Below are 26,973 nucleotides of genomic sequence, written 5' to 3' on the forward strand. Positions count from 1 at the left end.
TACGGTAACGGCCGGGGTCAGTCTGCCAACCGGAGCCGTGCGCCGTTGAGTTCGGCCGCCGGGGTGTCGAAGAGCCGTACGACGGCGGCCGCCAGGTCAGCCACGTCCGTCGCCCCCGGGAATTTCCGCTCGGGGTGGGCGCGGCGCAGTTCGTCGTCAACCAGTGCCTTGACCGCCAGGATGGTTGCTGCGGCAAGGTTGCCACCATCCCCGGAGGCGCGGCGGAAGCCGTCCGCCATGGCCATGGTCCAGGCTTCCGCGGCAGCTTTGGCCGCCACGTAGCTGGCCACCGCGGCGGCGGGTTTGTCCAGTGCGGTGGAGGACACCATGGCGAACCTGCCGGCGGGCGATGCGGCGATGTCGTCGAAAAAGACGCGTGAGACGTTGCGGAGCGTGGTGACCGCCCCGCGTTCCAGGAAGTCCCAGTCTTCGTCGGACTGGTCGGCGATGCCCTTGGCTCCGCGCCAGCCGCCCACCAGGTGGATCACTGCGTCAACCGGCCCGAAGGTCCCGCCGAGCTGCTCCCGGAGCTGCCGGACGCCGTCGAAATCCGCGAGGTCGCACGTGAAGGGGGCAACGCCGTCGCCCGCCTTCTCCGCCGCCGCCGCGATCCGGGCCTGGTCCGATCCCACGGTGGCCACGCGGTGGCCCGCCGCGGCGAGGGCACGCGCAACGGCCACGCCTGATGCGCCGCTGCCGCCGGTGACCAGGACGCGGGCAGCTCCGGGGCCGGTCACAGGGCGGAGCGGCCGGTAATTCCGGCGGTCGACTCGATGACGGGGCGCATCTTCTTCTCCAATGCCTCGTAGAACATGGACAGCGGGAATTCGTCGTCCAGGACCTGGTCCGTGAGGCCGCGGGGTGTCCCCGCCAGCGGCAGCGCGTCGGGGCCCTTGGCCCACACGGAGGCCGGGTTGGGGGTGACGGTGGCGGACACCAGCTGGTAGGCCGCCAGCCAGTGGGCGGTCTTGGGCCGGTCGATGGAACGCCAGTACAGGTCATCGATGCTGGCCCCCAAAGCGATGACGGCGTCAGTCACCTCTTCCCAGTCGATGGTAAGCCGGGTGTCCGTCCAGTGCAGCACGTGCTGCTGGTGCAGCCAGGCGAAGAGGAGTTGGCCGCCCAGGCCGTCGTAGTTCCGGACCCGGCTGCCGGTGATGGCGAAGCGGAAGATGCGGTCGAAGATGATGGCGTACTGCACGAGTTTCGCGTGCCGCCGCGCTTCGGGGTCGGCGTCGTCGTCCTTTTCGATGCGGACCGACTCACGGAAGGCGGTGAGGTCGCAGCGCAGTTCTTCCAGCGAGTACAGGAAGTAGGGCATCCGCTGCTTGATCATGAAGGGATCGAAGGGCAGGTCGCCGCGCATGTGCGTCCGGTCGTGGATCAGGTCCCACATGACGAAGGTGGCTTCGGTGAGGTCCTGGTCAATGAGCAGTTCCGCGGCGCCCTCCGGAAGTTCCAGGGAGGTGATCTCCGCGGCGGCCTTCAGCACCCGGCGGAACCGTGCGGCTTCCCGGTCGGCGAAGATGGCGCCCCACGTGAAGGTGGGGGTCCGGCTGACGGCCACGGTCTCGGGGAAGAGCACGGCGGAGTTGGTGTCGTAGCCGGGGGTGAAATCGACGAAGCGGATGGGGACGAACAGTTTGTTGGAGTAGCCGCCGGCTTCCAGGCCTGCGATGAACTCCGGCCAGATCACCTCCACCAGCACGGCCTCCACCAGCCGGCTGCTGCTGCCGTTCTGCGTGTACATGGGGAACACCACCAGGTGCTGCAGGCCGTCGCGGCGCTGCTCCTGGGGCTGGAACGCCAGCAGCGAGGACAGGAAGTCCGGAACGGCGAAGCCGCCGGCGGCCCAGGCGCGGAAGTCTGCGCAGGCGGCCTCCAGGTAGGCGGCGTCATGCGGAAAGGCGGGGGAGAGGGCCGTGACGGCGTCCACGATGGTTTCCACGTACTGTGCTGCGGCCGGATGATCCGCGGGCTCGGGTATTGATCCGTCCTGGACCTGGATGGCCTGCAGTGCGGTAGCCGCACCCTTGAGCCGCAGCCAGTCCTGGTTCTGCGCGGAAATTCCGGTTACGGCGGTGGTCAGGGTCTCGGTCATCGTCGGCTGCCTTTCTGGTTGCTTGCTTCTCTGGCGAGCGTAACAAGCAACCAGTAGGACTTATGCCCAGGCGGCCTTTGCGTAAGCAGAACTTAGCCTACGGCCCTTGCTGACTGGACTGAGACCGTGCCCGGGCTAGGGGTGCGGGGATCCAGGACCGCCCGCATCAGCGCTCGGCCCCACCGCCAGGGCCCTGGTTTTCCGTGCCCTCCTTGGCAACGAGCCGGAGGGAGACGGAGTTGATGCAGTAGCGCTGGTCAGTAGGGGTGCCGTAACCCTCGCCTTCGAACACGTGGCCCAGGTGCGAGTCGCAGGAGGCGCACCGCACTTCAACCCTGTCCATGCCGAGAGTCCGGTCATGGATGTAGCGGACCTTGCCCTCGGCCAGGGGAGCCCAGAAGGAGGGCCAGCCGCAGTGGGAATCGAACTTCTCGTTGCTCGTGAACAACTCCGCCCCACAGGCGCGGCACTGGTACATGCCCTCCGTGTGCGTGTCCCAGTATTCACCTGTGTAGGGCCGTTCCGTCCCCGCCTGCCGCAGGACGTGGTATTCCTCCGGGGTCAATTCCTCACGCCACTGGGCATCGCTCTTCTGGACGGACCCGGCCTGGGGCGCAGCCTCCTGCGCGCTGCCGTGGTGCGTCCCGCCGTCGACCCCTGGTGCCTTGTTGCCGAAGATGCTGTTTCCAAAGATGCTCATAGTCTTCCCAACGCCTAGGAGTCGCCGATAAATCCCGAACCCGCGTAGAGATGGAGCACCGGTACGCCGAGTTGGTCCTGGGCCTTGTTGGCCCAGTCGGTGTGGAAGGTATCGGCCACGGCATGCGGCCTGGTGATCACCACCGCCTGCGAGGCGCCCGATTCGCGGACCGTGGCCACCAGGGCGTCCACTGCCTTTCCGTCCACCACCTGGCCGGTCACGCCGGAGCCCAGACCCTGCAGCGCAGCGAGCGAAGCCGCCAGGGTCTCGTCGGCGTGGGCCCGCTCAGCGGCGGCGTCCGGGTTGCGGGCCGCCAGTTCGCGGAAAGCCTTGGCAACGTCCAGCATGGACAGGTTCTCGAGGAAGTCCACCAGCAGGTGGCGCTCCGTGTTCGCCGGCACCAGGACCACCAGGGGACTGTCCGCGCCGTCCACCAGCCGTTCAATGTTCAGGCGGTCGTCCGCGCCGAGGGGTTCTTCAGTCAGGATGACGATGGGATCACTCATGGCCTTAGCCTAGTCCCGCCCGCACGCCACACGCACTGACCGGCCACCCCGCCGTTCCGTGCCCGCTTCCGGCTCCGCCTTGCCGCGCCGTGCCCGTCCGGATCGCGGATGCGGGCATCTGCGGCAGCGCCGGTAACAATAGTCACATGGCACCTTTCCGGCGAGCGCGCCCTGCAATGACTGCACCTTCCAGGGACACCGGCGGCGTGTCGCCGGGAGCCAAGTGGGCCATTGGGGGAGCCATAGCCGGCGGCTCGGTGGCAAGCCTGCTGGGGGCGGGCTCCTCGGCGCTCGCCGTGTACTTCGCACGCAGGGTCATCACCCCGGCGCGGCAACGGACGGCGGACAAGGAAGTCCTGGCCGTGATCCGCGACGGGCAGAAGCAGCAGGTCATCCTGGCCGCCAATGACGACACCACGGTGGACGGAGTCTACGGATTCTTTTTCGACGGCGGGAAGGGGCATGCGCGGATCGGCCGCATCGTTTCCTACTCGCCGGCGGAACGGACCGTGCTGCGCGAGGTCGAAGCCGTCTACAGCGGGGATCTCTCCACTGCCCGCTGGGGATGGTGGAGCGGGGCCACCTACCCGGACCCGGCCGCCGTCGGAATTCCCGCCGAGGATGTCCTGATTCCCGTGGAGCGCGGCGAAGCCCCGGCCTGGCTGGTCAGGGCCAAGGGAACCGCACGGACGTGGGCCATCATGGTGCACGGCCGCGGGGCAACCCGCCAGGAAGCGCTGCGGGCTGTGGGGCCGGCCCTGGAACTGGGCCTGACCAGCCTGCTGGTGTCCTACCGGAATGACGGGCTGGCGCCCTCGGCGGACGACGGACGGTACGGCCTGGGGTCCACCGAGTGGCAGGACATTGAAGCCGCGATCGGGTACGCACTGGCCAACGGCGCCGAGGAAATCGTCCTGTTCGGCTGGTCCATGGGAGGAGCCATCTGCCTGCAAACCGCGGACCTCTCCCGCTACCGGCACCTGATCCGGGCGATGGTGCTGGACGCGCCGGTCATTGACTGGGTAACGGTGCTGGCGCACCACGCGCAACTGAACCGGATCCCGTCGCTGGTGGGCAAGTACGGGCAGCTGATGCTGGGCCACCCGCTGGGACGCCGGCTCACGGGCCTCTCGGCGCCCGTGGACCTCAAAGTCATGGACTGGGTCTCCCGCGCCGTGGAGCTGCGGACGCCCACCCTGATCATCCACAGTGTCGATGACGAGTACGTGCCGTACGGACCCTCGGCCCTGCTGGCCGAACGCAACCCGGACATGGTCACGTTCGAGACGTTCAACCACGCACGGCACACCAAGGAATGGAACGTGGACCCAGAACGGTGGGAGCGGCTGGTGAAGGCCTGGCTGCGCCGGCAGCTCGCGCCGCGTCTCAACCCGGGCTCCAGCCCGGAACCGGGCCTCACGGCGGAGATGCCTGTCCCGCCGACGCCGGCGGGAGCGTGAAATGCCGAAACAACGCGCGGCAGGAGCCGTAACCGACCGCGGGAGGGAGCTGGCCGCAACCCTCTCGGCCCTGGTGGCGTCACCCGCGGACCGGCCCGTCCAGGCCTCACACGCACCCTTCGACGGCACGCTGCTGGGCGAAGTACCCGTCAGCACGGAGGACGACGTCCGCGCGGCCGTCGATACTGCACGGATGGCGCAGGAGCTTTGGGCAGGCTGGCCCCTGGCCGCGCGCCGGGCCGTGGTTGCGCGGTTCATCCCCCTGCTGCTGGACCGGGAGCAGGACATCCTCGACCTGGTGCAGGCAGAGAGCGGCAAGTCCCGGCTGAGCGCCTTCGAGGAGTTTGCGGACGTCATCCTCACGGCCCGTTATTACGAACGGAATGCCGGGCAGCACCTGCGCCCACGCCGGCGGAAAGGCGCGGCCCCGGTCCTGACCCGCACCACGGAATACCGCATGCCCAAGGGGGTGGTGGGGGTCATCAGCCCCTGGAACTACCCGCTGACCCTTGCCGTATCGGATGCCATTGCGGCCCTGCTGGCGGGTAACGGCATCGTCCTGAAACCTGACTCACAGACGCCCTTCACTGCGCTGCTGATGCTGCAACTCCTCCGGGAGGCAGGCCTTCCGGAGGGCCTGTTCCGGATCGTCACAGGGCCGGGAACCTCAATAGGCCCTGCCCTGATCGGGCGGGTGGACTTCCTGATGTTCACCGGATCCTCCCAAACCGGCAAGACCGTTGCCAGGCAGTGCGCTGAGCGGCTGATCGGCTTCTCCGCTGAACTGGGCGGCAAGAACCCCATGCTGGTGCTGGCGGACGCCGACATCGCCAGGGCAGCAGCCGGTGCGGTGTACGCCTGCTTCTCCAACTCGGGTCAGCTCTGCGTCAGCATCGAGCGGATCTACGTGCATGCTGACGTCCTTGACAGGTTCCTTGCGGCGTTCACCGCCAAGGTGGAAGGAATCCGCCTGGGCGCCGGTCCGGACTGGGAGATTGGCATGGGTTCCCTTATCAGCGCGGCACAGGTGGACCGGGTGGACCGCCACGTCCAGGACGCGCTCGCCAAAGGCGCGCAGCTGCTCACGGGCGGACGGCGCCGGCCGGACCTGGGCCCGTTGTTCTATGAGCCGACTGTCCTGACGGGGATCACGGACGACATGCTCCTTGCCAGGGAAGAGACATTCGGGCCGGTGGTCGCCGTCTACCGGGTCGAAGACGACGACGCCGCAGTCGCCCGGGCCAACGATTCGGATTTCGGCCTCAACGCCAGTGTCTGGTCCGCCGGCCACGGGGAAGCGGTGGCCCGGAGACTGCTGACCGGTACCGTCAACGTCAACGAAGGCTACGCGGCCACCTGGGCCTCCCATGACGCCCCGATCGGGGGAATGAAGGACTCCGGGGCCGGCCGCCGCCACGGCCGGGACGGCATCCTCAAATACACGGAGCCGCAGACCATCTCCGTGCAACGGCTGCTCCCGGTCGCCCCTGCCCCGGGAATGTCCAACTACGCCTACGCGCGGATCATGAAAGGCGCCATCAAGCTGATGGGCCGCTTCCCCCGAAACCACTGACGACGTCAGTACAAAACTTGAGGAGAACCGGGATGGCCAAAGGAACCAGACTTGCCGGCGCAACCCTGCTGGTCACTGGAGGCGGAAGCGGCCTGGGCCGCCGCATGGCGCTCGCCGCCGCCCGGCGCGGAAGCCGGGTGGTGATCTGGGACCTGGACGCGGCAGCGGGCGCGGCGGTCCGCGACGAGATCCGGGCGGCCGGCGGCCAGGCCGACGCCCAGTGCGTGGATGTCACTGACCGGGATGCGGTCAAGGCTGCCGCGCTGGAGACGGGCGCGGTGGATGTCCTGGTCAACAATGCGGGAGTCGTCAGCGGCCAGCGGCTCCTCGATGCCACCGAAGACGCCATCGAGCGGACCATGAACGTCAACGTCCTGGCCCTCTACTGGGTTACCCGCGCGTTCCTGGGCGGGATGGTGGAGCGCCGGCGCGGCACCGTGGCCACCGTCGCCAGTGCCGCGGGCCTGGTGGGAGTCGTCCGGCAGACCGACTACTCCGCCAGTAAGTTCGCCGCCGTCGGCTTCAACGAATCACTCCGCGCGGAACTCCGGGCGGACCACGCGGACGTCAACACGCTGGTGGTGTGCCCCTTCTATATCAACACGGGGATGTTCGACGGCGTCCGGACCCGCTGGCCCCTCCTGCTCCCGATCCTTGAGGAAGAAGACGTGGCAACCAAGATCCTCGACGCAATCGAAGCCGGCCGCCGGAAGCTGGTCCTGCCGCCCCTTGTGAACCTGCTGCCGGTCCTCCGGGTGCTGCCGGTCGGCGCCTTTGACCGGCTCATGGACGTGCTGGGAGTCAACCGGACCATGGACCACTTCACCGGCCGCACTCCGGGCCGCACCGGAGGAAATACCGGGTAGGGCCCGCACCTTTCAGCGGGGGACCCGTGACCCTGTGACCGGCCGGTGCAGGGGGCTATCCTGCTGCTCAAGGGGGGAAACCTGCGAAGAAATGGGGCCCCGAAATGCGCATGACAAGACGACAACTGTTACAGGCTGGTGCTGTGGCCGGGGCGGGACTCCTGGCCCCGCCCGGCATATCGGCAGCCGCGGCGCGCGGTCCTGCGGCCGGCCAGCAGGCCATGTTCACCGAGCAACTGCCCACCCTGGCCGAATTGGGCGTCCTGGACATGCGGGGCGGAGGCCATGCGGCGCTGTGGGTCCGTAACGCCTGCCACCAGTTCCAGGAAAAGATGGGCCCGGCGAACACCCTGGCCTACCAGGAGGCCGGCTCATCGAGGACCTGCCTGGGGCCCGTCATCATCGCCAGGAAAGGAGTTCCCTTCGAGCTGAAGGTCCATAACGCCGCCGAATACCATCCCCTCGATTCCGCCATCGACAGCGAACTGGTCCCCCGCGGCAGCGACGATGCGAAGCGGCCGCGGATGTCAGTACACCTTCACGGCGGCAACGTCAGCCCGCAGTCCGACGGCGGGCCGGACCAGGCCTTCGTTCCCGGCCACTCCTACACATACCACTATGGCAACAACCAGGATGCTGCCGGGCTGTGGTACCACGACCACGCGCTGGGACTGACCCGCTTGAACATCTACGCGGGGCTCGCGGGAAGCTACCTGCTCAGGGACGGGATCGACACCGGGGACGGTACGCACCTTCCGCCACCGCCGTACGAGGTGCCGCTGATCATCCAGGACAAGATGTTCAACCCCGACGGGACGCTCGCCTACCCGCCCAACCCGGACCTGAAAGGCCCGGACGGGGCGCCGCGCCCCTGGGCGCCCGAGTTCTTCGGAGACGTGGCAACCGTCAACGGCAAAGTCCGGCCGAACCTCGACGTCGCCCACGGCCGGTACCGCTTCCGCATCGTGAACGGCTCCAACGCCAGGTTCTACGACTTCACGTTTGATGCCGGCGGCCCGGCGCTGGCCTTCCACCAGATAGGGTCCGACGGCGGGCTCCTCAACGCGCCCGTCCTGCTGGACCGGCTGGTATTTGGCCCGGGGGAACGGGCGGACCTCGTGGTGGACTTTGCCGGGCTTCGGGCCGGTTCGCGGGTGGTCCTGCGCAACAGCGCCCGGGTGCCCTATCCGGACGGGCCGGAATCCGTGGCGGGCGGCGCGGTGCCGCTTCCATACATCATGCAGTTCACCGTCACGTCCCGGACCGGCTATACCGAGCCCCTGCCTGCCCGGCTGCGGGAGGATAGGGAAGTCACCAGCCTGCGGGAGGCAACGCCGGCCGAAACCCGCCGGATGGTGCTCGTGGAAGTAGCCAACGCGGACGACGTTCCGGTTATGGCCCTGCTCAACAACAGGATGTTCGACAGCCCGGACACCACCGAGGTGGAGAGCGACACCATGGAAGAGTGGCAGCTCATCAACACCACCGAGGACGCCCACCCGATCCACCTGCACTTCACCCAGTTCCAGGTGCTCAACCGGCAAAAGTTCCAAGCCGACGGCTACCTGGAGCAGACCGGCTATATTGATCCCGCAACCGGCCTGGTCACGCCGGGTCAAGGAGAAGCGGTGGACGTGGAGCGCTTCCTCATCGGCCGGCCCAGGGAGGCGGCCGCCAACGAGCAGGGCTGGAAGGACACCGTGGTGGCGCTGCCGGGCGAAGTCACCAGGATCCGGGTTCCCTTCGGTGCAGGGGCGGCAGGCGGAAAGCCCCTGGCCATTGGGTCATCCTTCAAGGGCGACTACGTGTGGCACTGCCACATCCTGGAGCACGAGGACAACGACATGATGCAGCGGTACACCGTCAAGTAACTGACCTCGCCAGGACCAGGACCGGGCGGTTAAGGCCGGGGATTGCCGGCGGCCATGGAGCTGATGGGCGCGGTGACGGCGTCCGTCAGCCTGGCCAGGTCGGCCGCGGCCAACTCAATATCCAGGCCCCGCCTGCCTCCTGAAACCAACAGGGTCTCGAGGGCCAGGGCGCTGGAGTCCAGCACCGTGGGGGAGGGCTGCCTTTGACCGAGGGGGGAAATGCCGCCCAATACGTATCCGGTGCGCCGCTGGGCCGCCGCGGGGTCGGCCATCGCGGCCTTCTTGGCTCCCAGCGCCGCAGCCATGGCCTTCAGGTCAAGGGTGCCGCTGACCGGGACGATGCCCACCGCGAGCCTGCCCTCCACGTCCACCATCAAGGTCTTGAAGACCCGGGACGGATCGATCCCCAGGGCCTCGGCCGCCTCCGTGCCGTAGCTCGCTGCCGCGGGGTCATGGGTGTACGGATGCAGCACAAAGGGAACCCCGGCCGCGGTCAGTACCGCTGTGGCCGGGGTTCCCTGTGAGTTGTTCCTGCGAGCCATGCGGCGTGGTCAGGCCCGGCTGCTGGACGCTGCGGCGACCTTGCGCTTGATCCGGCCCAGCATGGCCGTCATGCCCCGCATGCGCAGGGGGGTGATGGCGCGGGTGAGCCCCAGCAGTTCCGGCATGTCATCGGGCACGGACAGGATCTCCTCCGCCGTCAGGCCGTCCAGCCCCTCGTGCAGCACACCGGCGAAACCGCGCGTGGTGGGTGCCTCGGGCGGTGCCTTGAAGAACAGGCGGACCGGGCCGTCGTCGTTGTTTTCCGTCTCGATGGTGAGGAACAGCGGCGACTGGCACTCCACCACCTGCTCAAGGAGTTCAGGGTGGTCCTTGAGCCGGTCGGGGAGTTCCGGCAGTCCCTCCGAGAACTCCAGCAGCAGCTGCAGCCTCTCGGGTTCGGACAGGGACTGGAAGTCGTCCACGATTGCCGCCAGGGCGGAAGGCAAAGCTTGAGTAGTCATCGTTCCAAGTCTACGCGGGCGGCGTGGTCAGGCTCCGACAGCGACCGGAACGGAACCCCGCCCGGCGCCCTTGACGATCGGTACGCGCACGGCATTGCCCCACTCGGTCCACGATCCGTCATAGTTGCGGACGGTCTCGAAGCCCAGGAGGTACTTCAGGGCGAACCAGGTGTGGCTGGACCGTTCGCCGATGCGGCAGTACGCCACCACGTCGTCGCCTTCGGCCAGGCCTGCCTCGCCCAGGTAGATGGCTGCCAGCTCTTCCCGGCTGCGGAAGGTGCCGTCCTCAGCTGCGGCCCGTGCCCACGGGATGGAGGCTGCCGTCGGGATGTGGCCGCCGCGCAGGGCGCCCTCCTCCGGGTAGGCCGGCATGTGGGTGCGCTGTCCGGTGTATTCCTCGGGGGAGCGCACATCGATCAGGGGACCGGTGCCCAGGTGGGCCAGGACGTCGTCCTTGAAGGCGCGGATCGGGGCGTCGTCGCGCTCCACCACCGGGTAGTTCCCGGGAGCGGGAGCAGGCCGGTCCTTGGTCAGTTCGCGGCCTTCGGCAACCCACTTGTCCCGTCCGCCGTCCAGCAGCCTGACGTCCTGGTGGCCGAACAGGGTGAAGACCCAGAGGGCGTAGGCGGCCCACCAGTTGGACTTGTCGCCGTAGATGACCACGGTGCTGTCGCGGGAAATGCCCTTGGCGGCCGCGAGTTCGGCAAAGGCCGCGCCGTCCACATAGTCCCTGGCTACTTCGTCGTTCAGGTCCGTGTGCCAGTCGATCTTCACGGCACCGGGAATGTGGCCGGTTTCGTACAGGAGCACGTCCTCGTCGGATTCGACCACGATGAGCTCGCCGTTGGCCACTGCCCCGTTGCTGATGGCGGCCGCGAGCCACTCGGTGGAAACGAGCCGCTCCGGGTGGGCGTAGGCTGCGAACTTCTCATTCTGTTCAACCGGGTAGGGCATGGCTTGGCCTTTCAGTAAGAGCACGGGAAACCGTGGAACATGCATTGGAACCTGTTCCCACCCTAGCCAGCGCCCGCAGGGTTGTCCGTATTCCGTTAATAGGGCGAAATGTTGCCTTCGTCACCCCTGGGGGCGGCGGGGCGGCGTTCCAGCCGGGTGCGGCCCGCATTGCCGGTATCCTTTCTGGGGACCAACCACCAGCAGAACGGACCACCTTGGTACAGATCGAACAGCTTGCCGCCCGCACTCCGGCAGTTTCGGTGGATGAACTCCTCAAGGGCTTCTACCCGTCGCCCCGGTTTGGGGAGGTTTCCTTTGCAAGCTACCGCCCGGACCCCAAGCAGCCCAGCCAGGCTGCCGCTGTGCGTGCCCTGGAGGGATTTGCCGACGGCGTGGGGTCGGGTAACGGGGGCGGGCTCTTCAAGAAGCTGTTCGGCAAGAAGGACGAGTCCCGGGCGGGCATCTACCTGGACGGTGGTTTCGGCGTCGGCAAGACCCACCTGCTCGCGTCGCTCTGGCACGCATCACCGGGTCCCAAGGCCTTCGGTACGTTCGTGGAGTACACCAACCTGGTGGGCGCCCTCTCCTTCCGGAAAACCGTGGAAGCCCTGAGCAGCTACCAGCTGGTGTGCATCGACGAATTCGAACTGGACGATCCGGGCGACACCGTCCTGATGTCCCGCCTCATGCGTGAACTGGCCGACGCCGGCGTCAAGCTGGCCGCCACGTCCAACACGCTGCCCGGTTCCCTGGGCGACGGCCGGTTTGCCGCGGTGGACTTCCAGCGTGAGATCCAGGTCCTGGCGGACCAGTTCGACGTCATCCGCATCGACGGCGAGGACTTCCGGCACCGCGGCCTCCCGGCCGCGCCGGCACCATTGAAGAACAGCGAACTCAACGCGCACATGAAGGCGGAGTTCGACGGAAAGACCGTGGCCCAGGACGAGTTCTCCACCCTCATCCACCACCTGGCTGGCGTCCACCCCAGCCGCTACCGCCAACTGGTTGACGGCATCGACGGCGTGGTGTGGCGCAACGTCGAGACCATCACGGAGCAGGCCGTGGCGCTGCGGTTCGTGGTCCTCGCCGACCGGCTCTACGACAAGGACGTGCCCATCCTGGCCAGCGGCGTCCCGTTCGACAAGCTGTTCACCGAAGAGATGATGGCCGGCGGGTACATGAAGAAGTACTTCCGCGCCGTCTCCCGCCTCACTGCCCTGGCCCGCGAAGGCCAGAACCACGAGCCCTCCTAGCCGGACTTCCTGCCCGCCCGGACACCGGGCCGGGGCCGCAGCACCATCCGGACCACCAGTCCGGCCAGCAGCGCCCAAAACGCGGACCCGATCCCGGCGAAGACCAGGCCGGAGGCCGCCATCAGGAACGTGACGGCGGGGGCGATCCGGTCATCGGCGTCCGCCAGCGCAGCCGAAACGGCCGAGGCCAGGGTGCCCAGCAGTGCCAGCCCCGCAACGGCTTCAAGCATCCCGGCGGGTGCCTTGCTGACCACCGACACCAGGGCGGCCGAGAAGGCGGCCAGTACCAGGTACGCTATGCCGGATGTGAAGCCGGCGATCCATCTGCGGCCGCGGTCGGGGCCGGCTTCCTCTCCGGCGGCAAGCGCGGCGCTGAGCGCTGCAAGATTGATGGCGTGGCCGCCGAAGGGTGCACCGGCGAGGGTGCCTGCTCCCGTGACCAGCATCGCCGGACGCCACGGGGTTTCGTAGCCGAAGGACCTGAGGACGGCCACCCCTGGAATGTTCTGGGAGGCCATGGTCACCACGAACAACGGCACTGCGATCCCCGCCATGGCCTGCAGGCTGAACGAGGGCACGGTCCATGCCAGGGCCGGGACCAGGGCGCCCGCTTCAACCGGCGTTCCAGCCGACGCCAGCGAAACTCCAACGACGCCCAAGGCCACCAGCAGGGCAGCCGGCACCGCCCACCGCGGGGCGAACTTCATCATCAGCAGCCAGCACAGGATCACCGGCGCCACGAACAGGGGCACCGTGCCCAGGGCCTTGAAGGGTGCCAGGCAAAGCTGGAGCAGGACACCGGCCAGCATGGCCTGGGCCAAGGACGGCGGGATGCGTGCCATCAGCCTGCCGAGCGCAGGCACCAGGCCGGTCAGCGCCAGCAGCAGCCCCGCCCCAAGGAAGCCTCCGACGGCGGCCGGCCACCCGCCGTCGGGCACTCCCGAGGCAGCAAGCAGCGCTGCGCCCGGTGTGGACCAGGCCAGGGTTACCGGGACCCGGGAACGCCACGAGAGCAACAGCACGCCGAGCCCCACGGTGAGCGTCACGGCCAGCAGGCCGGAGGCTGCCTGGGCGGGGTTGGCGCCCACCGCCGTGAGGCCGGCCAGGACCACGGCAAAAGAAGAGGTGAACCCCACCAGCGCGGTGACGATCCCGGCGATGACTGGCCGGGAATCGGTCCGGGCCATTCCGGGCCTGGTGGATGTGGCGGATGCGGGGGAGTTGGGCATACCGGCAGGTTACCGGCGCAGGTTTCCCAACCGGCAATCGGGGGCTTCAAAAGCAGCCATTAAACGCCAAAGGTGCAGGTGCCGCCTCCCGGCGGGACCCGCACCTCCTTGACGTGCCGGGCAAAAGCCCTGGCCAAATCCTTTACGGAGCCCTGTCGACCGGCGGAACCGGATTACCAGGAGCTGCCGGGGGAACCTGCTCGGCGGCAGGCGCCTGCCCCGGGGTGCCGTTCTTGTCAACGAGCTTGGAAGCGCCATCCTGGATCTTGTCGACGTGGCCTGCGTACTTGCCGCCGGTCTTGGTGTCGACAAAATCGCCGGCCTTGGTGATGCCGTCCTTGATAGCCTGCTCGTTGCCGCGGATGAGACCCTGAGCCTTGCCCTTTAGATCGTCAATCAAACCCACGGACACCTCCCTTCTATCGCGGAGCCAGGTCGCTCCTCGCGCATTCGATCCTATCCGGGCACGGGAGGCGTGCCAAGGGAATCACGTTCGCCGGCAGCGGATACGCGGAAACGAAAAAAGCAGCTCCGGAGAGCTGCTGTTCGTGTGTGGGCGATACTGGGATCGAACCAGTGACCTCTTCCGTGTCAGGGAAGCGCGCTACCGCTGCGCCAATCGCCCGGAACCGGAAGACCGGCTGGTGGGATAAAAGAGAGCGGACGACGAGATTCGAACTCGCGACATCCACCTTGGCAAGGTGGTGCTCTACCAGCTGAGCTACGTCCGCATTTGTGCAGGTTTTTCCGGAAAATCCGGTGGTACTGCCGGCAAGTCTCCTTGCCGAGTGGGCGATACTGGGATCGAACCAGTGACCTCTTCCGTGTCAGGGAAGCGCGCTACCGCTGCGCCAATCGCCCGTTGCATCCGAAAAATCCGGAAACCATGGTTTTCACCGAGGTGGGTACGGGATTCGAACCCGTGTATACGGCTTTGCAGGCCGCTGCCTCGCCTCTCGGCCAACCCACCGTGCTGGCGCCGATTCCGAAGAATGTTTGCCGTGACAGTGTCCTGCGAGCGGACGACGAGATTCGAACTCGCGACATCCACCTTGGCAAGGTGGTGCTCTACCAGCTGAGCTACGTCCGCATTTTGGAGGCTTGATTCCTTGCCGTTTCCGGCATTTCCTCGCGTTCCAACGAGTAAAAACAATATAGGAGGTTCCGGGAAACTCCAAATCGGAGGGAACCGCGGAACTGCCAACCGGCCCGCTTCCCTGCATCCGCGCGGATTTCCTCGAGTTACAGGCGTGTAATTTCCGACGGCGGCGGCTGGCTTCCCGGGCCAGGGAGTGGAAGGTGCCGCGCTGGACAGCTCCCATGTAAGGAGCGCTCCGGGCTGCGGAACTGCCGATTTTTGAATTGGGGCGGACGTGGGCTAGCATTCAAATGCATCGGGGCGATTGGCGCAGTGGTAGCGCGCTTCGTTCACACCGAAGAGGTCACTGGTTCGAACCCAGTATCGCCCACCGCAGAGGTCCGTTTCCGCTCATCAGCAGCGGAAACGGACCTTTTTTGTGTGCAGCTCCGGACCCCGGAGCTTTTGTCGGCCCCCTGTGAAAGAGTCTTTTGTATGACTGATCCGCTTCTCGCCCACGCCACCGAATATGGCCGGATGTACGCACGGTCAACGTCTGAGCACTTCTCCGTGCCGTCCATCACCACGGTGATCAGCCAGCAGCCGCACGGGCTCGACGGCTGGTTCGGCTACATGGGTGCCAGCAGCCTGGCCAACGATCCGCTGCTGTCCGACTGCCTGGGAAGTCCCGCCAAGATCAAGCAGGCCATTAACCGTGCAGCCAAAGCCGCCGAAACCTACCGGGATGACGCCGCACGCCGTGGGGACCGTGTCCACAGCTACTGCGAACAGGTGGCCCTCAGGGCGCTGGGTCGCCCGCATGCCATGAAGGAAGCCCGCGACGCGCTGGCCGCCAACGGTGAGGAAGCTTTCGCTGTCCGGTTCGACGAGTGGTGGGAACTCTTCCGCGTGGAGCCCATCGCCCCGGAAATCACGGTCTGGAACAACTCGGTGGGGTACGCCGGCACCCTCGACCTCGTGGCCAGGATCAACGGACGGATCTGCCTCATCGACTACAAGACCAAGGGAACAACGCGGGACGGACAGGTCAAGCCGCTGGACAACAAGGTGGTCATGCAGCTGGTGGCCGGCATGAAGGCCGAAGAAAGCCTCGTGGATCCGGAAGCGGGAACCTGGGAACCCTGGAAGTACGGCGAGGACCCGGTCCTGCTGGCCGTGGCCATCGGCGAGACGGAAGTCCGCCCGGTCCGCGCCAACCCCGAGGTCCTCAAGCACCACTGGTGGAAGTTCTGCGCCCTGCGCCGCGTCTGGGAACTGAACGCTGACACCATTGGTGCCGGCACGGCGCTGTTGCCCATCGCACCCCCACCCCTGGCCCGCACCGCCTAAGCAGCGATGTACGCGGAGAGACTGCACCTAAACTGGATAGGTTCCCTTTTGCCGCCAACCGTGAGGACACACAGCGCATGGCTATTCTGAATATCCGCATCATCGGCGATCCTGTGCTGCGCACAGTAGCCGATCCTGTGACGGAATTCGGACCCGACCTTGCCAAACTGGTCGCCGACATGTCCGAGACCATGGAAGACGTCGAAGGCGCCGGCCTCGCCGCTCCCCAGATCGGCGTCAGCAAGCGCATCTTCACCTATCGGATCGACGGCGTCGAGGGCCACATCATCAATCCTGTCCTGGAAAACAGTGAGGATTACCAGCCGGACCACGTGGAGGGCTGCCTCTCCATCCCGGGCCTGGGTTTCCCGGTCCGCCGTTTCCGCGCCACCCGGGTTACCGGCGTTGACATGCACGGCAACCCTGTCTCCATTGACGGTGAAGGGATGCTGGCGCGCTGCTTCCAGCACGAAAACGACCACCTGGACGGCATCCTTTACACGGATCGCCTTGAGGGCGAGGACCGGAAGGCAGCACTGAGGTCCATCCGCAACGCCAATTACGACGCCGTCGCCGGACGTACCACGGCAAAACGCGCCAAGAGTGTTGGGTCAAGCTTCGGCGGGGCCAGCTTTGGCGGCCCCAGCACTCCCGGCTCCAGCTTCGGCGCAGCCGGGTGAGGGTCCTCTTCGCCGGGACACCCGCCGTCGCGGTTCCCTCCCTGGACGCGCTGGTCAACGCCGGCTTCAACGTCGTTGCCGTCCTGACCCGGCCCGACGCGCCGCTGGGCCGCAAACGCGTGCTGACGCCGTCGCCCGTTGCCCAGCGGGCCGCCGAACTGGGCATCGAGGTCATCCGGGCCGCACGCGTCGACGCCGATGCCATCGCCGGCATTGCCGCAGTGCAGCCGGATGTCGCGGCCATCGTCGCTTACGGCGGACTGGTTCCCCCTGATGCCCTCGGCATCCCGCGGCACGGCTGGGTCAACCTGCACTTTTCCCTGCTCCCCGCGTGGCGCGGCGCGGCTCCGGTCCAGCGGGCCATCATGGCCGGAGACGACGTCACCGGCGCCGTGACGTTCCAGCTGGAGGAGGGCCTGGACACCGGGCCCGTCTTCGGCACCCTGACGGAGGCCGTCAAGCCCCAGGACACCGCGGGCGACCTCTTGGAACGGCTGTCCCACAGCGGCGCTGTCCTGCTGGCCCAGACCCTGTCCGCCATCGACGCCGGAATGGCAGCGCCGCAGCCACAGGCCGGCGAAGTCTCCCTCGCGCCGAAACTGGCGTTGGAGGACGGCCACCTGAATTGGGCGTATCCGGCCCTTGCCATCAGCAGGCAGGCGCGCGGCGTCACCCCCGAGCCCGGGGCATGGACCCTGCTCGACGGTCAGCGGATCAAACTCGAGCCGGTCCGGTTGCGGCCGGATGTTTCCGGGCTGGCCCCCGGAACCGTGGAACTTAACGGCAAAGCCGTGCTGGTGGGGACGGGGTCGCACGCGGTGGAACTGACGCGCATCCAGCCCGCCGGGAAAAAGATGATGGCCGCCGCCGACTGGGCGCGCGGTTTGGCTTCACTGGAGAGCGTGGTGTTCGAATGACCGGGTCCGGAGGCAATACAGGCGGACGGGGCAGCGCTGCAGGGCGGGGCAGTGCCGGGAAAGGCGGACAGGGCGGCAGCGGCGGACCTGCCGGCGGCGGCCGTGGCAACGGCGGTCCCCGGGACGCCAGCCGGCGGAACGCCAAGGGCCGCGAACGCAACCGCGGGCCGCAGCGGAGCTTCACCGAGCAGGCTCCGGCGCAGCGCACGCGGCGCGCGGATCCCGCCCGCCTCGTGGCCTTCGAGGTTCTCCGCGCAGTCGCCGCGGAGGACGCCTACGCCAACCTCGTGCTGCCCGCCCGGATCCGGCACCACCACCTGGACAAGCGGGACGCCGGATTTGCCACCGAACTGAGCTATGGCGCACTCCGCAACCAAGGCACCTATGACGCCATCCTGGCGCGGTGCGTGGACCGTCCCCTGGCCCAGCTGGACCCGGCCATCCTGGATGCGCTCCGCATCGGTGCCCACCAACTGCTTGCAATGCGGGTCCCCGCCCACGCTGCACTGGACCAGACCGTGGGGCTCGCCCGCGCGGTGATCGGCGCCGGACCGTCGACGCTGATCAACGCCGTCCTGCGCAAGGTCGCAGCCCGGAGCCTCGATGAATGGCTGGACCTGCTGGTGGAAGGCGAAACCGACGCCACCAAGGTAGCCGCGGTGAAGTACGCCCACCCCGAGTGGATCGTCCGGGCCATGCGCCAGTCCCTCGTTGCCCACGGCCGTTCGGCTGCAGAGATCGACGACCTGCTCGAAGCTGACAACGACGCCCCGGTGGTCAACCTGGTTGCACTGCCCGGACTGGGCAGCCTGGACGAAGCACTCGAAAGCGGCGCCACCCCCGGGGAACTCGTTGAAGGCTCGGCACTCTCCAGCGGCGGCGACCTCGGCCGCCTCGCATCCGTCCGCGCCGGCACCACCCGCGTACAGGACGTCGGTTCCCAACTGGTGGCCAGGGCCCTGGCCGCCGTCGACCTCAGCGCACCGGCGGACGGCAGCGCCGCCGTCAGTGGACCAGCGGCGGCCCGCGGCGCTGAAGCGTGGTTGGACCTTTGCGCCGGTCCCGGCGGGAAAGCGGCGCTCCTTGGTGCGCTGGCGCACCAGCGGGGCGCCAGCCTGCTGGCAAACGAACCCGCGCCGCACCGCGCCAAGCTGGTCAGCCAGGCATTGTCCGCCGTGCCGCACGGCAGCTGGCGGGTCCGTACCGGCGACGGCCGTGAAGTGGGCGGTGAGCAGCCGGAGCGGTATGACCGCGTCCTGGTTGACGTCCCCTGCACCGGCCTGGGCGCACTCCGCCGCAGGCCGGAGTCCCGGTGGCGTCGCTCGCCCAAGGACATTGCGGACCTGGGGCCATTGCAGCGCGAACTGCTGGCCTCGGCCCTGGCCGCCGTCCGGCCAGGGGGAGTGGTGGCCTATGTGACCTGCTCACCGCACCCGGCGGAGACAACGGCAGTTGTGTCCGACGTCCTGCGCAAGCGCCCCGACCTTGAACTCCTCGATGCCGGGGCCGCTCTGGACGCGGTCAGCCTGACAGGGTCCCTCGGTGCCGGCCACGAGCTGACAGCCCAGCTCTGGCCCCACATCCACCACACCGACGCGATGTTCCTTGCCCTGATCAGGAAGAAAGCCTGATCAGGACGAAAGCCTGACCGGCAGGAACAGCGCGACACCCAGCAACCACGGCGTGAACCATGCCGCGGGACCAGAACAACCAGCGAAAGGCATCCCCGTGACGCAGTGCTGCATCAACCCGAGCATCCTCTCCGCCGACTTCGTCAACCTTGAGGCCGAACTGCAGCGGATCAGCAATGCCGACGCCGTGCACGTGGATGTCATGGACAACCACTTCGTTCCCAACCTGACCATCGGGTTGCCAGTGGTGCAGCGGATCCAGGCCGTCAGCCCCGTGCCGCTCGACGCCCACCTGATGATCGCCGACGCGGACCGCTGGGCGCCCGGTTTCGCGGACGCCGGCCTGGCCTCCGTGACATTCCACGCCGAAGCTTCCATTGCGCCCATCAAGCTGGCACGGGAACTGCGCAGCCGGGGAGCCAAAGCAGGGATGGCCCTGCGCCCTGCAACGGCAGTGGAGCCGTACCTGGACATGCTGCCGGAACTGGACATGCTGCTCATCATGACCGTGGAGCCGGGCTTCGGCGGCCAGGCGTTCCTGGACATCACCCTGCCGAAGATCCGCCGGGCGCGGGCCGCCGTGGATGGCTCCGGACTGGGGGTGGCCATCCAGGTGGACGGCGGCATTACCGAAGAGACCATTGCCCGCGCCGCCGAAGCCGGGGCCAACGTCTTTGTAGCCGGTTCCGCCGTATACGGCGCCGAGGATCCGTCCGCTGCCATCGACCTGCTGCGCGCCAAGGGCAGCCGGACGTTACGTGCCGCGACGGAATAACCGGGAGGCCGCCCGGGTTGTGGCACAATAACAACACACATACGTGCTCCGGGGTCGGTGTAAGTCCGAACCGGCGGTGACAGTCCGCGACCCGCGAGCCGGTGTCCTCCCAGGAGGATTCCGGCGGACGGTTGAACCGGTGGAATTCCGGTACCGACAGTTAAAGTCTGGATGAGAGAAGCACGTACAGCTGTATCTGCGCAGCCTTTGGGCTCCGCAGCGTTCTGCTGTCGTATCCCCGGAGCCATCGCGGTTCGACAGGGAAGGAACGACGCACAATGAACCCCCAGCGATGGCTCTTCAATGCCGCAAGTACTGCCGCGTCCAAGGCAGGCAACTCCTCCGCAACGGCAGCCGCATGACCGGCGCCGCGAAGCTCCAGCCGGACGCCGGCGTGGTCACAGCCTTCAGCGCCGCCGAAACCAGTGCCATGGAGGTCGCCCTGGAGGCGGCTCTGGAAGGCCCCCGCGGCGCGAATCCCCTGGTGGGTGCCGTCGTGATCGGGCCTGACGGCCGCCACCTGGTTTCCGGCCACCACCGCGGCGCCGGCACCGCACACGCCGAAGCCGACGCAATCGCCCAGGCCGCCGCCGTCGGACTGGATCTGTCCGGCTGCACCATGGTGGTCACGCTGGAACCCTGCAACCACGTGGGCCGCACGGGTCCCTGCACGGAAGCGATCATCGCCGCCGGAATCACGGACGTGGTGTACGCCGTGGATGACCCCCATGACCCTGCTGCCGGGGGAGCGGCGACGCTGCGCGCGGCAGGCGTCCGGGTCCGCAGCGGACTGGGCGCCGATGAAGCCCTGGACCTGAACCGCCAGTGGTTCGAGGCAGTGGCTGCCAAGCGTCCCTTCGTCACCCTCCACATCGCGCAGACCCTTGACGCCCGTATCGCCGCCGAAGACGGCACCAGCCAGTGGATTTCCAGCCCGGAGTCCCTGGCGGACAACCACGGGATCCGCAGCCGCATCGATGCCATCCTGGTGGGCACGCAGACCGTGTTGGTGGACAACCCCCGGCTGACTGCCCGGGACGCAGCCGGCAACCCGGCACCCAGGCAGCCTCTCCGTGCCGTCATGGGCCTGCGCGCCATTCCGGAGGACGCCGCGATCCACGGCGACGATGGCCTGGCCGTACACCTTTCCACCCGTGATCCCCGCGAAGCGCTGTCCATGCTGTACACGTCAGGCATCCGGCACGTCATGGTGGAGGGCGGGTCCAGCATCCTGAGCTCCTTCCTGGCGGCCGGCCTGGTGGACGAACTCATCGTGTACCTGGCGCCCACCCTGCTGGGATCCGGCACCCCCGCACTGAACGGGCTGGGCATCACCAGCCTTCCGGACGCCCAGCAATGGGAATGGGACGCCTCCGACGGCGGCGCGGTGCGGACGCTGGGCCGGGACCTCCGGCTCCACCTAAGACCGCAACGCAAAGTTGCACTCGATAACCCACCATCCCGCGGCAGCGCGGACCAGGCCCAGGGAGGCTACTGATGTTCACCGGAATTATTGCCGAGCAAGGGCAGGTGCTGTCCGTCGAGCGCGACGGCAACACCAGTGCCACCGTACGGCTGCACGCGCCCGCCTCCACCGACGGCCTGGCACTGGGCGGCTCCATCGCCGTGAACGGCGTCTGCCTCACGGCAACCGCCATCGACGGACGGGACTTCAGCGTCGACATCATGGGGGAGACCCTGGTGCGCAGCACCATCGGCGAGCTCGCTGCCGGCGACTCCGTCAACCTGGAACGCTGCGTGCCCGCTGGCGGACGCCTGGACGGCCACGTGGTGCAAGGCCACGTTGACGGGGTGGGTGTCCTGCTGGAACGGGAACCCCGGGGCAACTGGGAGCGGCTGCGGTTCGGCGTCCCCGCCAACCTGGCCCGCTACATTGCCGAGAAGGGCTCCATCGCCATCGACGGCGTCTCCCTCACGGTGACTGCCGTCAGCCCCGCCGCGGAGCAGGAACCGTGGTTCGAAGTGGGCCTGATCCCCACGACCCTGGCCGAAACCGGCCTGGGCACCAAGACCGCCGGCAGCCGGGTGAACCTGGAAGTGGACGTCCTGGCCAAGTACACCGAACGCCTGCTCGCTTTCCGCGGCGCCGGAGTACCGGCAGGCAACGGCGATGCCGCCCTTGCGGGAGGTGCACTGTGAACGCAGCAGTAGGCATCGAACCTGCCGTGGCCAAGGGACTCGACTCCATCGAGGAGGCCGTGCGCGCCATGGCTGCCGGGCGGCCGGTGCTGGTGGTCGACAACGAGGACCGCGAAAACGAAGGCGACATCATCTTCGCCGCCCAGCACGCTACTCCGGCGCTGATGGGCTGGACCATCCGGTACAGCTCTGGCGTGATCTGCGTGCCGCTGACCGGGGACCGCGCCGACGCCCTGGCGCTGCCTCCCATGACGGTCGTCAACGAGGACGCCAAAGGCACCGCCTACACCGTCTCCTGCGACGCCGCCATCGGTGTCAGCACGGGAATCTCCGCCACGGACCGGGCCCTGACCGCACGGATCCTGGCCGACCCGCAGGCCGTACCGGCGTCCGTGACCAGGCCGGGGCATATTTTCCCGCTCCGTGCAGTTGATGGTGGTGTGCGGGAACGCCAGGGCCACACCGAGGCCGCTGTGGACCTGTGCCGCCTTGCGGGCCTCGAGCCTGTCGGGGTGATCGCGGAAGTGGTGTACGACGACGGCGAAATGATGCGCCTGGACGGGCTCCGTTCGTTCGCAGCTGAACATGGGTGCCCCCTCATCTCCATCGAGGACCTGGTGGCGTATCTTGAAGCCGGGGCCGGGGGCGCCCCGGATGAGGATGCCCGGGTGGTCCCGGGTGCAGAAAAGGAGAAACGATGACGGCAGCTGCAGCCAGCGACGACAGCCAGCACAACGGTCACCGCAAGTCCCACGCAGTGTCCGGCGAGGCGCCACATCCAGTCAGCGGAGGCCCGGTAGTGCAGCTGCCCACGGCCTTTGGCGACTTCGTGGCGCAGGCCTGGACCGACCTCGTCACCGGTGTGGAGCACCTGGCCGTCAGCTCGCCCAATCCTCCCAGCGACGGGAAAGCTCCCCTCGTCCGGCTGCACTCCGAGTGCCTCACCGGAGACGTCTTTGGCTCCTACCGGTGCGACTGCGGCGAACAGCTCGCCTTTGCGCTGGAGCTGATCCGGGACAACGGCGGAACCCTGCTCTACCTCCGCGGCCAGGAAGGCCGCGGCATCGGCCTGGCCAACAAGATCAAGGCCTACGCGCTGCAGGAAGCCGGCTTTGACACCGTCGAGGCCAACGAACAGCTGGGACTTCCGGTTGATGCCCGCTGCTACAAGGCCGCGGCGCAGATCCTCGCGGAAATGGGCCTGCACGAGGTGCGGCTGCTGAGCAATAACCCGGACAAGCAGAACAGGCTGGCCAAAGCCGGGGTGAAGGTCGTGGAAATGGTGCCCACCGAGGTCCCGTCCCGCGAGCAAAACATCCGGTACCTGCGCACCAAGAAGGAGCGCATGGAACACATGCTCCTGCTGGACACGCAGGCAGCTCCCGTTTCCGTGCCCGCCACCGAAACCCCCTACGACCACGAGCAAGACTGACGTCTTCACGAACGAACGGAACACAAGAAACCCATGAGCGGACACGGCGCCCCCGACATCGACCTCAGCACCCTCAACCCGGCTGAAACCTCACAGCTGAAGTTGGCCATCATCGCAGCAAGCTGGCACACCCAGATCATGGATGGACTCCTGGACGGCGCCCTGCGCGCTGCCAAGGATGCCGGCATTGCCGAGCCCACCGTGCTGCGGGTCCCCGGCAGCTTCGAACTTCCGGTGGCGGCCGCACGCCTGGCACCGCACTTTGACGCCGTGGTTGCCCTGGGCGTCGTCATCCGCGGCGGTACCCCGCACTTCGACTACGTTTGCCAGGCTGCGACGTCGGGCCTCACCGACGTCAGCGTAGCCACCGGCGTGCCTGTGGGCTTCGGCGTGCTCACCTGCGACAACGAGCAGCAGGGCCTGGACCGCGCCGGGCTGCCCGGCTCCAAGGAAGACAAGGGCCACGAAGCCGTGACCGCGGCGCTGGCCACCGCCGTCGTCCTCAAGCAGTACCGCAGCTAAGCCGCGGGGCGCTGCACGGGCGCGGTGTGTATTCCCTCACATCGCGCCCGTCATGCAACCGCCCGGGAAGCGCCGCCGCGTCCGCAGCAAGTAGGCTGGAGGGCGTGAAGAATTTCGAGACGCTGTTCGCTGAGCTCAGCGAGAAGGCAGCCACCCGCCCGGAAGGCTCCCGCACCGTCGCTGAATTGGAGTCCGGTGTTCACGGCATCGGCAAAAAAGTCGTTGAGGAAGCAGCCGAAGTCTGGATGGCTGCCGAATATGAATCCGATGAAGCTGCGGCCGAGGAAATCTCCCAGCTGTTGTACCACTTGCAGGTCCTGATGCTCGCCAAAGGCCTGACCCTGGAAGACGTTTACAAGCATCTGTAGCCACCGGTCCGGCGCCTTGCCGCCGGACCCGCTGTGGCCTGCACTGCCTGAAAATCCAAACTTCCACCCAGAAAGAATTCCCATGCTGCGAGTTGCCGTCCCCAACAAGGGCTCCCTGTCCGAAGCCGCCTCCGCCATGCTCTCCGAAGCCGGATACCGCCAGCGGCGCGACAGCCGCGAACTGGTCATGGTGGACCCCGACAACGACATTGAGTTCTTCTTCCTCCGCCCCCGCGACATCGCCGTCTATGTCGGGCGGGGAACCCTCGACGTCGGCATCACCGGCCGCGACCTGCTGCTGGACGCCGAAGTGGAAGCCGAGGAACTGCTGCCGCTGGGATTCGCCGCCTCCACCTTCCGTTTCGCCGGCCCGGTGGGCGACTTCAGCTCCGCCGCCGAACTCGAAGGAAAGCGACTGGCCACCAGCTACGACGGCCTGCTGCGCAACTACCTGGCCGAACGCGGGATCAACGCCAAGGTGGTCCGGCTCGACGGCGCCGTGGAATCCTCCGTGCGCCTGGGCGTCGCGGACGCCATCGCCGACGTCGTGGAAACCGGCAACACGCTCAAGGCCGCCGGCATGGAAATCTTCGGCGAACCCATCCTCAAATCGGAAGCCGTCCTCATCCGGCGCACCGGTGCCGGCGGGGCAGCCAACGGCACTGCCAAGGAAATCGAAGTCCTCATCCGCCGTCTCCAGGGCGTCCTGGTGGCGCGCCAGTACGTCCTGATGGACTACGACATCCGCAAGGAACTCGTGGAGAAGGCCGCCAGCCTGACCCCCGGCCTCGAATCGCCCACGGTCTCCCCGCTGCGCGACTCCGATTGGGTGGCTGTCAGGTCCATGGTTCCCAAGAAGGAAACCAACCGGATCATGGACGAACTCTACGACCTCGGTGCCCGCGCCATCCTGGTCAGCAGCATCCACGCCTGCCGCATCTGATCAGCGTCTGATTACCGGCGACCCCCAGCAGCACTGAACATCCAGGAGTTCCCATGGCAGTAGCAGTACGCGTCATTCCCTGCCTCGACGTCGACGCCGGGCGCGTCGTCAAGGGCGTCAACTTCGAGGGCCTCCGCGATGCCGGGGACCCCGTGGAGCTCGCCCACCGCTATGACAACGCCGGCGCCGACGAATTGACCTTCCTTGACGTCACTGCGTCTTCGGGCAACCGCGAGACCACGTTCGACGTCGTCCGGCGCACCGCCGAGGAAGTCTTCATCCCGCTCACCGTTGGCGGCGGCGTCCGCGGCGTGGCCGAGGTGGACAAGCTCCTGCGTTACGGAGCGGACAAGGCTTCCATCAACACCGCAGCCGTGGCACGCCCGGACGTCATCGACGAGATCACCCGGCACTTCGGCTCCCAGGTGCTGGTCCTCTCCGTCGACGCGCGCCGCACGCGGCCGGGATCCCAGCCCACGCCCTCGGGCTTCGAAGTGACCACCCACGGCGGCCGCACCGGCACCGGGATCGACGCCATCGAATGGGCCAAGGAAGCAGCCGACCGGGGTGTAGGGGAGATCCTGCTGAACTCCATCGACGCGGACGGAACCAAGGACGGGTTCGACCTCGAACTCATCAAACTGGTCCGCGCCGCGGTCAGGGTTCCCATCATCGCCTCCGGCGGTGCGGGGGAGCCGGCGCACTTCCCGCCCGCCGTCGCGGCCGGTGCTGACGCCGTCCTGGCTGCGTCAATTTTCCACTGGGGCCCGGACAACATGATGTCCCAGGTCAAGGACGCCATCCGGGATGCAGGCTTCGAAGTACGGTAATCCGCGCCCGCAGAAAGATAAGGCCGGGTCGCTGAGAGTGACCCGGCCTTGTTGCTCAGAGCCCTACTTCGGCTGACTGGAGGAGGGCGACGGCGTCCGGCTGGCCTTCGAAGGTGACCAGGGCGTGGCGGGTGCGGCCATGGGCGTGCATGAGCAGTTCGCCCGGCTCACCGACGATGGCCACCGAAACCGGTGCCCGCTTGGCAACATGGCGGGGTCCGGACGGCCGGACCAGGACAATGCCCAGGTCCACGCCGCGGTAGAGGATGGCGGCGCGTTTGACCAGTTCGTCCCACAACGCATCCGAGTAGGCCTCGTCCAGGGCCCGGGGTGCCCACCGGTCCACGGCGCGCCGGACGTCCTCGGTGTGCACGAAGTATTCAATGAGGTTGGCGCTCTCGTCCAGCGCGCGGATGCTCATGGGGGAGAGGGCAGGCGGCCCGGCGCGGAAGGTGTTCACCAGCCGGGCGTAGTCCTCGTTGGTGGTGAGCTTGGCGGCCAGCTTCGCGGTGGCCTGGTCCGAGGCCTTGGCCAGGCGCTTGACGATCAAACCGAGCCCGACGGCGGCCTTCCGCTCGCGCAGGTAAAGGTGCGCGGCAAGGTCCCTGGTACGCCAGCCCTTGCACAGCGTGGGCGCATCAGGGCCGGCCGCAAGCAGGGTTTCGGCCAGGACTTCTCGGGACGGTTCGACGAAATGCATCACTTGTGAAACTAGCACGACTGGTGTGGAGATGGGCAGCACTGCGGCGGCCGGTGGCGTGCCGTTGTTC

General features: G+C 67.6%; 28 protein-coding genes, 6 tRNA genes and 1 riboswitch. Of the genes, 19 read left to right on the forward strand and 15 right to left on the reverse strand.

All coding sequences use genetic code 11. The features are described 5' to 3' along the window. Positions 1–17: 17 nt before the first annotated feature. The 4 genes from ACFVTD_RS18945 to ACFVTD_RS18960 all read right to left on the reverse strand — a co-directional run bounded on the left by ACFVTD_RS18945 (position 18) and on the right by ACFVTD_RS18960 (position 3,307). Positions 18–737, reverse strand: a complete 720-nt coding sequence (locus ACFVTD_RS18945; protein WP_387566011.1) for an SDR family NAD(P)-dependent oxidoreductase — start codon at positions 735–737, stop codon at positions 18–20. Continuing rightward, positions 734–2,101 carry a DUF6421 family protein gene (locus tag ACFVTD_RS18950; RefSeq protein ID WP_387566014.1) on the reverse strand — a complete coding sequence of 456 codons (1,368 nt, stop codon included), beginning with the start codon at positions 2,099–2,101 and terminating at the stop codon, positions 734–736. Before ACFVTD_RS18950 ends, ACFVTD_RS18945 begins: the two co-directional genes overlap by 4 nt. Before the next feature lie 166 nt (positions 2,102–2,267). Next, positions 2,268–2,801, reverse strand: a complete 534-nt coding sequence (gene msrB, locus ACFVTD_RS18955) for a peptide-methionine (R)-S-oxide reductase MsrB (RefSeq protein WP_387566017.1) — start codon at positions 2,799–2,801, stop codon at positions 2,268–2,270. Between the two features lie 14 nt (positions 2,802–2,815). Further along, positions 2,816–3,307 (reverse strand): hypothetical protein, encoded by a 492-nt coding sequence (locus ACFVTD_RS18960; protein WP_387566020.1) that lies wholly within the window; start codon positions 3,305–3,307, stop codon positions 2,816–2,818. A 176-nt stretch (positions 3,308–3,483) separates the two neighbouring features. On the opposite strand from ACFVTD_RS18960, the gene ACFVTD_RS18965 reads away from it, so the two are divergent. The 4 genes from ACFVTD_RS18965 (at position 3,484) to ACFVTD_RS18980 (ending at position 9,077) form a co-directional block, all read left to right on the forward strand. Next, positions 3,484–4,767, forward strand: coding sequence for an alpha/beta hydrolase family protein (locus ACFVTD_RS18965; RefSeq protein WP_387566023.1), 1,284 nt, complete (start codon positions 3,484–3,486; stop codon positions 4,765–4,767). A 1-nt stretch (position 4,768) separates the two neighbouring features. Beyond that, a complete protein-coding gene (locus tag ACFVTD_RS18970; protein ID WP_387566026.1) occupies positions 4,769–6,340 on the forward strand; it encodes a succinic semialdehyde dehydrogenase in 1,572 nt (523 codons plus the stop codon). A 32-nt stretch (positions 6,341–6,372) separates the two neighbouring features. After that, the gene (locus ACFVTD_RS18975) at positions 6,373–7,206 is read left to right on the forward strand and encodes an SDR family oxidoreductase (RefSeq protein WP_387566029.1); all 834 of its coding nucleotides are present in this window, start codon (positions 6,373–6,375) and stop codon (positions 7,204–7,206) included. Between the two features lie 143 nt (positions 7,207–7,349). After that, positions 7,350–9,077: a multicopper oxidase family protein gene (locus ACFVTD_RS18980; protein WP_387566032.1), complete on the forward strand. Its 1,728-nt coding sequence runs from the start codon at positions 7,350–7,352 to the stop codon at positions 9,075–9,077. Positions 9,078–9,106: 29 nt separating this feature from the next. Here the strand turns inward: ACFVTD_RS18980 and ybaK are convergent, their stop codons facing one another. The 3 genes from ybaK to ACFVTD_RS18995 are packed head-to-tail and all read right to left on the reverse strand — an operon-like array spanning position 9,107 to position 11,035. After that, positions 9,107–9,619, reverse strand: coding sequence for a Cys-tRNA(Pro) deacylase (ybaK, locus tag ACFVTD_RS18985; protein WP_387566035.1), 513 nt, complete (start codon positions 9,617–9,619; stop codon positions 9,107–9,109). A gap of 9 nt (positions 9,620–9,628) precedes the next feature. Continuing rightward, positions 9,629–10,081, reverse strand: coding sequence for a SufE family protein (locus ACFVTD_RS18990; protein WP_387566038.1), 453 nt, complete (start codon positions 10,079–10,081; stop codon positions 9,629–9,631). A gap of 27 nt (positions 10,082–10,108) precedes the next feature. Continuing rightward, a complete protein-coding gene (locus tag ACFVTD_RS18995) occupies positions 10,109–11,035 on the reverse strand; it encodes a sulfurtransferase (protein WP_387566041.1) in 927 nt (308 codons plus the stop codon). Between the two features lie 215 nt (positions 11,036–11,250). On the opposite strand from ACFVTD_RS18995, the gene zapE reads away from it, so the two are divergent. Further along, complete coding sequence (gene zapE, locus ACFVTD_RS19000) at positions 11,251–12,288, forward strand: cell division protein ZapE (protein ID WP_387566044.1); 1,038 nt, start codon at positions 11,251–11,253, stop codon at positions 12,286–12,288. Here the strand turns inward: zapE and ACFVTD_RS19005 are convergent. The 7 genes from ACFVTD_RS19005 to ACFVTD_RS19035 form a co-directional block, all read right to left on the reverse strand. After that, positions 12,285–13,517: a benzoate/H(+) symporter BenE family transporter gene (locus ACFVTD_RS19005; protein WP_387566047.1), complete on the reverse strand. Its 1,233-nt coding sequence runs from the start codon at positions 13,515–13,517 to the stop codon at positions 12,285–12,287. The two genes, zapE and ACFVTD_RS19005, sit on opposite strands and share 4 nt — an antisense overlap. A gap of 142 nt (positions 13,518–13,659) precedes the next feature. Continuing rightward, entirely contained in the window at positions 13,660–13,923 is a 264-nt protein-coding gene (locus ACFVTD_RS19010) for an antitoxin (protein ID WP_387566050.1), read from the reverse strand. 147 nt (positions 13,924–14,070) lie between these two features. Continuing rightward, a tRNA-Val gene (locus ACFVTD_RS19015) sits at positions 14,071–14,142 on the reverse strand. Between the two features lie 33 nt (positions 14,143–14,175). Then, a tRNA-Gly gene (locus tag ACFVTD_RS19020) sits at positions 14,176–14,248 on the reverse strand. Between the two features lie 58 nt (positions 14,249–14,306). Next, positions 14,307–14,378, reverse strand: a tRNA-Val gene (locus ACFVTD_RS19025). A gap of 38 nt (positions 14,379–14,416) precedes the next feature. Further along, positions 14,417–14,487: transfer RNA gene (locus tag ACFVTD_RS19030), tRNA-Cys, on the reverse strand. Positions 14,488–14,534: 47 nt separating this feature from the next. After that, positions 14,535–14,607, reverse strand: a tRNA-Gly gene (locus ACFVTD_RS19035). A gap of 307 nt (positions 14,608–14,914) precedes the next feature. On the opposite strand from ACFVTD_RS19035, the gene ACFVTD_RS19040 reads away from it, so the two are divergent. The 14 genes from ACFVTD_RS19040 (at position 14,915) to hisF (ending at position 26,203) form a co-directional block, all read left to right on the forward strand. Further along, positions 14,915–14,986 (forward strand) — tRNA-Val (locus ACFVTD_RS19040). A gap of 104 nt (positions 14,987–15,090) precedes the next feature. After that, positions 15,091–15,945, forward strand: coding sequence for a cytochrome (locus ACFVTD_RS19045; RefSeq protein WP_387566053.1), 855 nt, complete (start codon positions 15,091–15,093; stop codon positions 15,943–15,945). 77 nt (positions 15,946–16,022) lie between these two features. Next, positions 16,023–16,625 carry a peptide deformylase gene (gene def, locus ACFVTD_RS19050; protein ID WP_387566056.1) on the forward strand — a complete coding sequence of 201 codons (603 nt, stop codon included), beginning with the start codon at positions 16,023–16,025 and terminating at the stop codon, positions 16,623–16,625. After that, entirely contained in the window at positions 16,622–17,542 is a 921-nt protein-coding gene (fmt, locus tag ACFVTD_RS19055) for a methionyl-tRNA formyltransferase (RefSeq protein WP_387566059.1), read from the forward strand. The genes def and fmt overlap by 4 nt, the downstream gene beginning before the upstream one ends. Then, positions 17,539–19,173 carry an RsmB/NOP family class I SAM-dependent RNA methyltransferase gene (locus tag ACFVTD_RS19060; RefSeq protein ID WP_387566062.1) on the forward strand — a complete coding sequence of 545 codons (1,635 nt, stop codon included), beginning with the start codon at positions 17,539–17,541 and terminating at the stop codon, positions 19,171–19,173. The genes fmt and ACFVTD_RS19060 overlap by 4 nt, the downstream gene beginning before the upstream one ends. A gap of 97 nt (positions 19,174–19,270) precedes the next feature. Continuing rightward, positions 19,271–19,948 carry a ribulose-phosphate 3-epimerase gene (gene rpe, locus ACFVTD_RS19065; RefSeq protein WP_387566065.1) on the forward strand — a complete coding sequence of 226 codons (678 nt, stop codon included), beginning with the start codon at positions 19,271–19,273 and terminating at the stop codon, positions 19,946–19,948. Between the two features lie 39 nt (positions 19,949–19,987). Beyond that, positions 19,988–20,136, forward strand: a riboswitch (FMN riboswitch). A gap of 170 nt (positions 20,137–20,306) precedes the next feature. Beyond that, positions 20,307–21,446 carry a bifunctional diaminohydroxyphosphoribosylaminopyrimidine deaminase/5-amino-6-(5-phosphoribosylamino)uracil reductase RibD gene (gene ribD, locus ACFVTD_RS19070; RefSeq protein WP_387566239.1) on the forward strand — a complete coding sequence of 380 codons (1,140 nt, stop codon included), beginning with the start codon at positions 20,307–20,309 and terminating at the stop codon, positions 21,444–21,446. Beyond that, entirely contained in the window at positions 21,446–22,108 is a 663-nt protein-coding gene (locus ACFVTD_RS19075) for a riboflavin synthase (protein WP_387566068.1), read from the forward strand. Before ribD ends, ACFVTD_RS19075 begins: the two co-directional genes overlap by 1 nt. A 68-nt stretch (positions 22,109–22,176) precedes the next feature. Beyond that, positions 22,177–22,809 carry a 3,4-dihydroxy-2-butanone-4-phosphate synthase gene (ribB, locus tag ACFVTD_RS19080; protein ID WP_387566242.1) on the forward strand — a complete coding sequence of 211 codons (633 nt, stop codon included), beginning with the start codon at positions 22,177–22,179 and terminating at the stop codon, positions 22,807–22,809. Continuing rightward, on the forward strand, positions 22,806–23,540 hold the full coding sequence (gene ribA, locus ACFVTD_RS19085) for a GTP cyclohydrolase II (RefSeq protein ID WP_387566071.1): 735 nt from the start codon (positions 22,806–22,808) through the stop codon (positions 23,538–23,540). The genes ribB and ribA overlap by 4 nt, the downstream gene beginning before the upstream one ends. A 33-nt stretch (positions 23,541–23,573) precedes the next feature. Further along, complete coding sequence (gene ribH / locus ACFVTD_RS19090) at positions 23,574–24,062, forward strand: 6,7-dimethyl-8-ribityllumazine synthase (RefSeq protein ID WP_387566074.1); 489 nt, start codon at positions 23,574–23,576, stop codon at positions 24,060–24,062. 104 nt (positions 24,063–24,166) lie between these two features. After that, the gene (locus tag ACFVTD_RS19095) at positions 24,167–24,430 is read left to right on the forward strand and encodes a phosphoribosyl-ATP diphosphatase (protein ID WP_009358176.1); all 264 of its coding nucleotides are present in this window, start codon (positions 24,167–24,169) and stop codon (positions 24,428–24,430) included. A gap of 82 nt (positions 24,431–24,512) precedes the next feature. Next, positions 24,513–25,373, forward strand: coding sequence for an ATP phosphoribosyltransferase (gene hisG / locus ACFVTD_RS19100; protein WP_159632138.1), 861 nt, complete (start codon positions 24,513–24,515; stop codon positions 25,371–25,373). Between the two features lie 53 nt (positions 25,374–25,426). Continuing rightward, entirely contained in the window at positions 25,427–26,203 is a 777-nt protein-coding gene (gene hisF, locus ACFVTD_RS19105) for an imidazole glycerol phosphate synthase subunit HisF (RefSeq protein ID WP_387566078.1), read from the forward strand. A 55-nt stretch (positions 26,204–26,258) separates the two neighbouring features. Here the strand turns inward: hisF and ACFVTD_RS19110 are convergent, their stop codons facing one another. After that, a complete protein-coding gene (locus ACFVTD_RS19110) occupies positions 26,259–26,903 on the reverse strand; it encodes a TIGR03085 family metal-binding protein (protein ID WP_387566245.1) in 645 nt (214 codons plus the stop codon). Positions 26,904–26,973 lie beyond the last annotated feature (70 nt).

It is taken from the genome of Pseudarthrobacter sp. NPDC058119 (assembly GCF_042884655.1).
GTDB lineage: Bacteria > Actinomycetota > Actinomycetes > Actinomycetales > Micrococcaceae > Arthrobacter.

Bases quoted from the DNA above. Each gene is read 5' to 3' on its own strand.
- ACFVTD_RS18970 (WP_387566026.1), top strand. From the start codon at position 4,769: ATGCCGAAACAACGCGCGGCAGGAGCCGTAACCGACCGCGGGAGGGAG.
- ACFVTD_RS19110 (WP_387566245.1), bottom strand. From the start codon at position 26,903: ATGCATTTCGTCGAACCGTCCCGAGAAGTCCTGGCCGAAACCCTGCTT.
- ACFVTD_RS19005 (WP_387566047.1), bottom strand. From the start codon at position 13,517: ATGCCCAACTCCCCCGCATCCGCCACATCCACCAGGCCCGGAATGGCC.
- ACFVTD_RS18950 (WP_387566014.1), bottom strand. From the start codon at position 2,101: ATGACCGAGACCCTGACCACCGCCGTAACCGGAATTTCCGCGCAGAAC.
- ACFVTD_RS18995 (WP_387566041.1), bottom strand. From the start codon at position 11,035: ATGCCCTACCCGGTTGAACAGAATGAGAAGTTCGCAGCCTACGCCCAC.
- ribH (WP_387566074.1), top strand. From the start codon at position 23,574: ATGAGCGGACACGGCGCCCCCGACATCGACCTCAGCACCCTCAACCCG.
- ACFVTD_RS19075 (WP_387566068.1), top strand. From the start codon at position 21,446: ATGTTCACCGGAATTATTGCCGAGCAAGGGCAGGTGCTGTCCGTCGAG.
- ybaK (WP_387566035.1), bottom strand. From the start codon at position 9,619: ATGGCTCGCAGGAACAACTCACAGGGAACCCCGGCCACAGCGGTACTG.
- ACFVTD_RS19060 (WP_387566062.1), top strand. From the start codon at position 17,539: ATGACCGGGTCCGGAGGCAATACAGGCGGACGGGGCAGCGCTGCAGGG.
- hisF (WP_387566078.1), top strand. From the start codon at position 25,427: ATGGCAGTAGCAGTACGCGTCATTCCCTGCCTCGACGTCGACGCCGGG.
- hisG (WP_159632138.1), top strand. From the start codon at position 24,513: ATGCTGCGAGTTGCCGTCCCCAACAAGGGCTCCCTGTCCGAAGCCGCC.
- ACFVTD_RS18965 (WP_387566023.1), top strand. From the start codon at position 3,484: ATGACTGCACCTTCCAGGGACACCGGCGGCGTGTCGCCGGGAGCCAAG.
- ACFVTD_RS18960 (WP_387566020.1), bottom strand. From the start codon at position 3,307: ATGAGTGATCCCATCGTCATCCTGACTGAAGAACCCCTCGGCGCGGAC.
- def (WP_387566056.1), top strand. From the start codon at position 16,023: ATGGCTATTCTGAATATCCGCATCATCGGCGATCCTGTGCTGCGCACA.
- ACFVTD_RS18975 (WP_387566029.1), top strand. From the start codon at position 6,373: ATGGCCAAAGGAACCAGACTTGCCGGCGCAACCCTGCTGGTCACTGGA.
- ribD (WP_387566239.1), top strand. From the start codon at position 20,307: ATGACCGGCGCCGCGAAGCTCCAGCCGGACGCCGGCGTGGTCACAGCC.
- ribA (WP_387566071.1), top strand. From the start codon at position 22,806: ATGACGGCAGCTGCAGCCAGCGACGACAGCCAGCACAACGGTCACCGC.
- ribB (WP_387566242.1), top strand. From the start codon at position 22,177: ATGGCTGCCGGGCGGCCGGTGCTGGTGGTCGACAACGAGGACCGCGAA.
- ACFVTD_RS18990 (WP_387566038.1), bottom strand. From the start codon at position 10,081: ATGACTACTCAAGCTTTGCCTTCCGCCCTGGCGGCAATCGTGGACGAC.
- msrB (WP_387566017.1), bottom strand. From the start codon at position 2,801: ATGAGCATCTTTGGAAACAGCATCTTCGGCAACAAGGCACCAGGGGTC.
- ACFVTD_RS19045 (WP_387566053.1), top strand. From the start codon at position 15,091: ATGACTGATCCGCTTCTCGCCCACGCCACCGAATATGGCCGGATGTAC.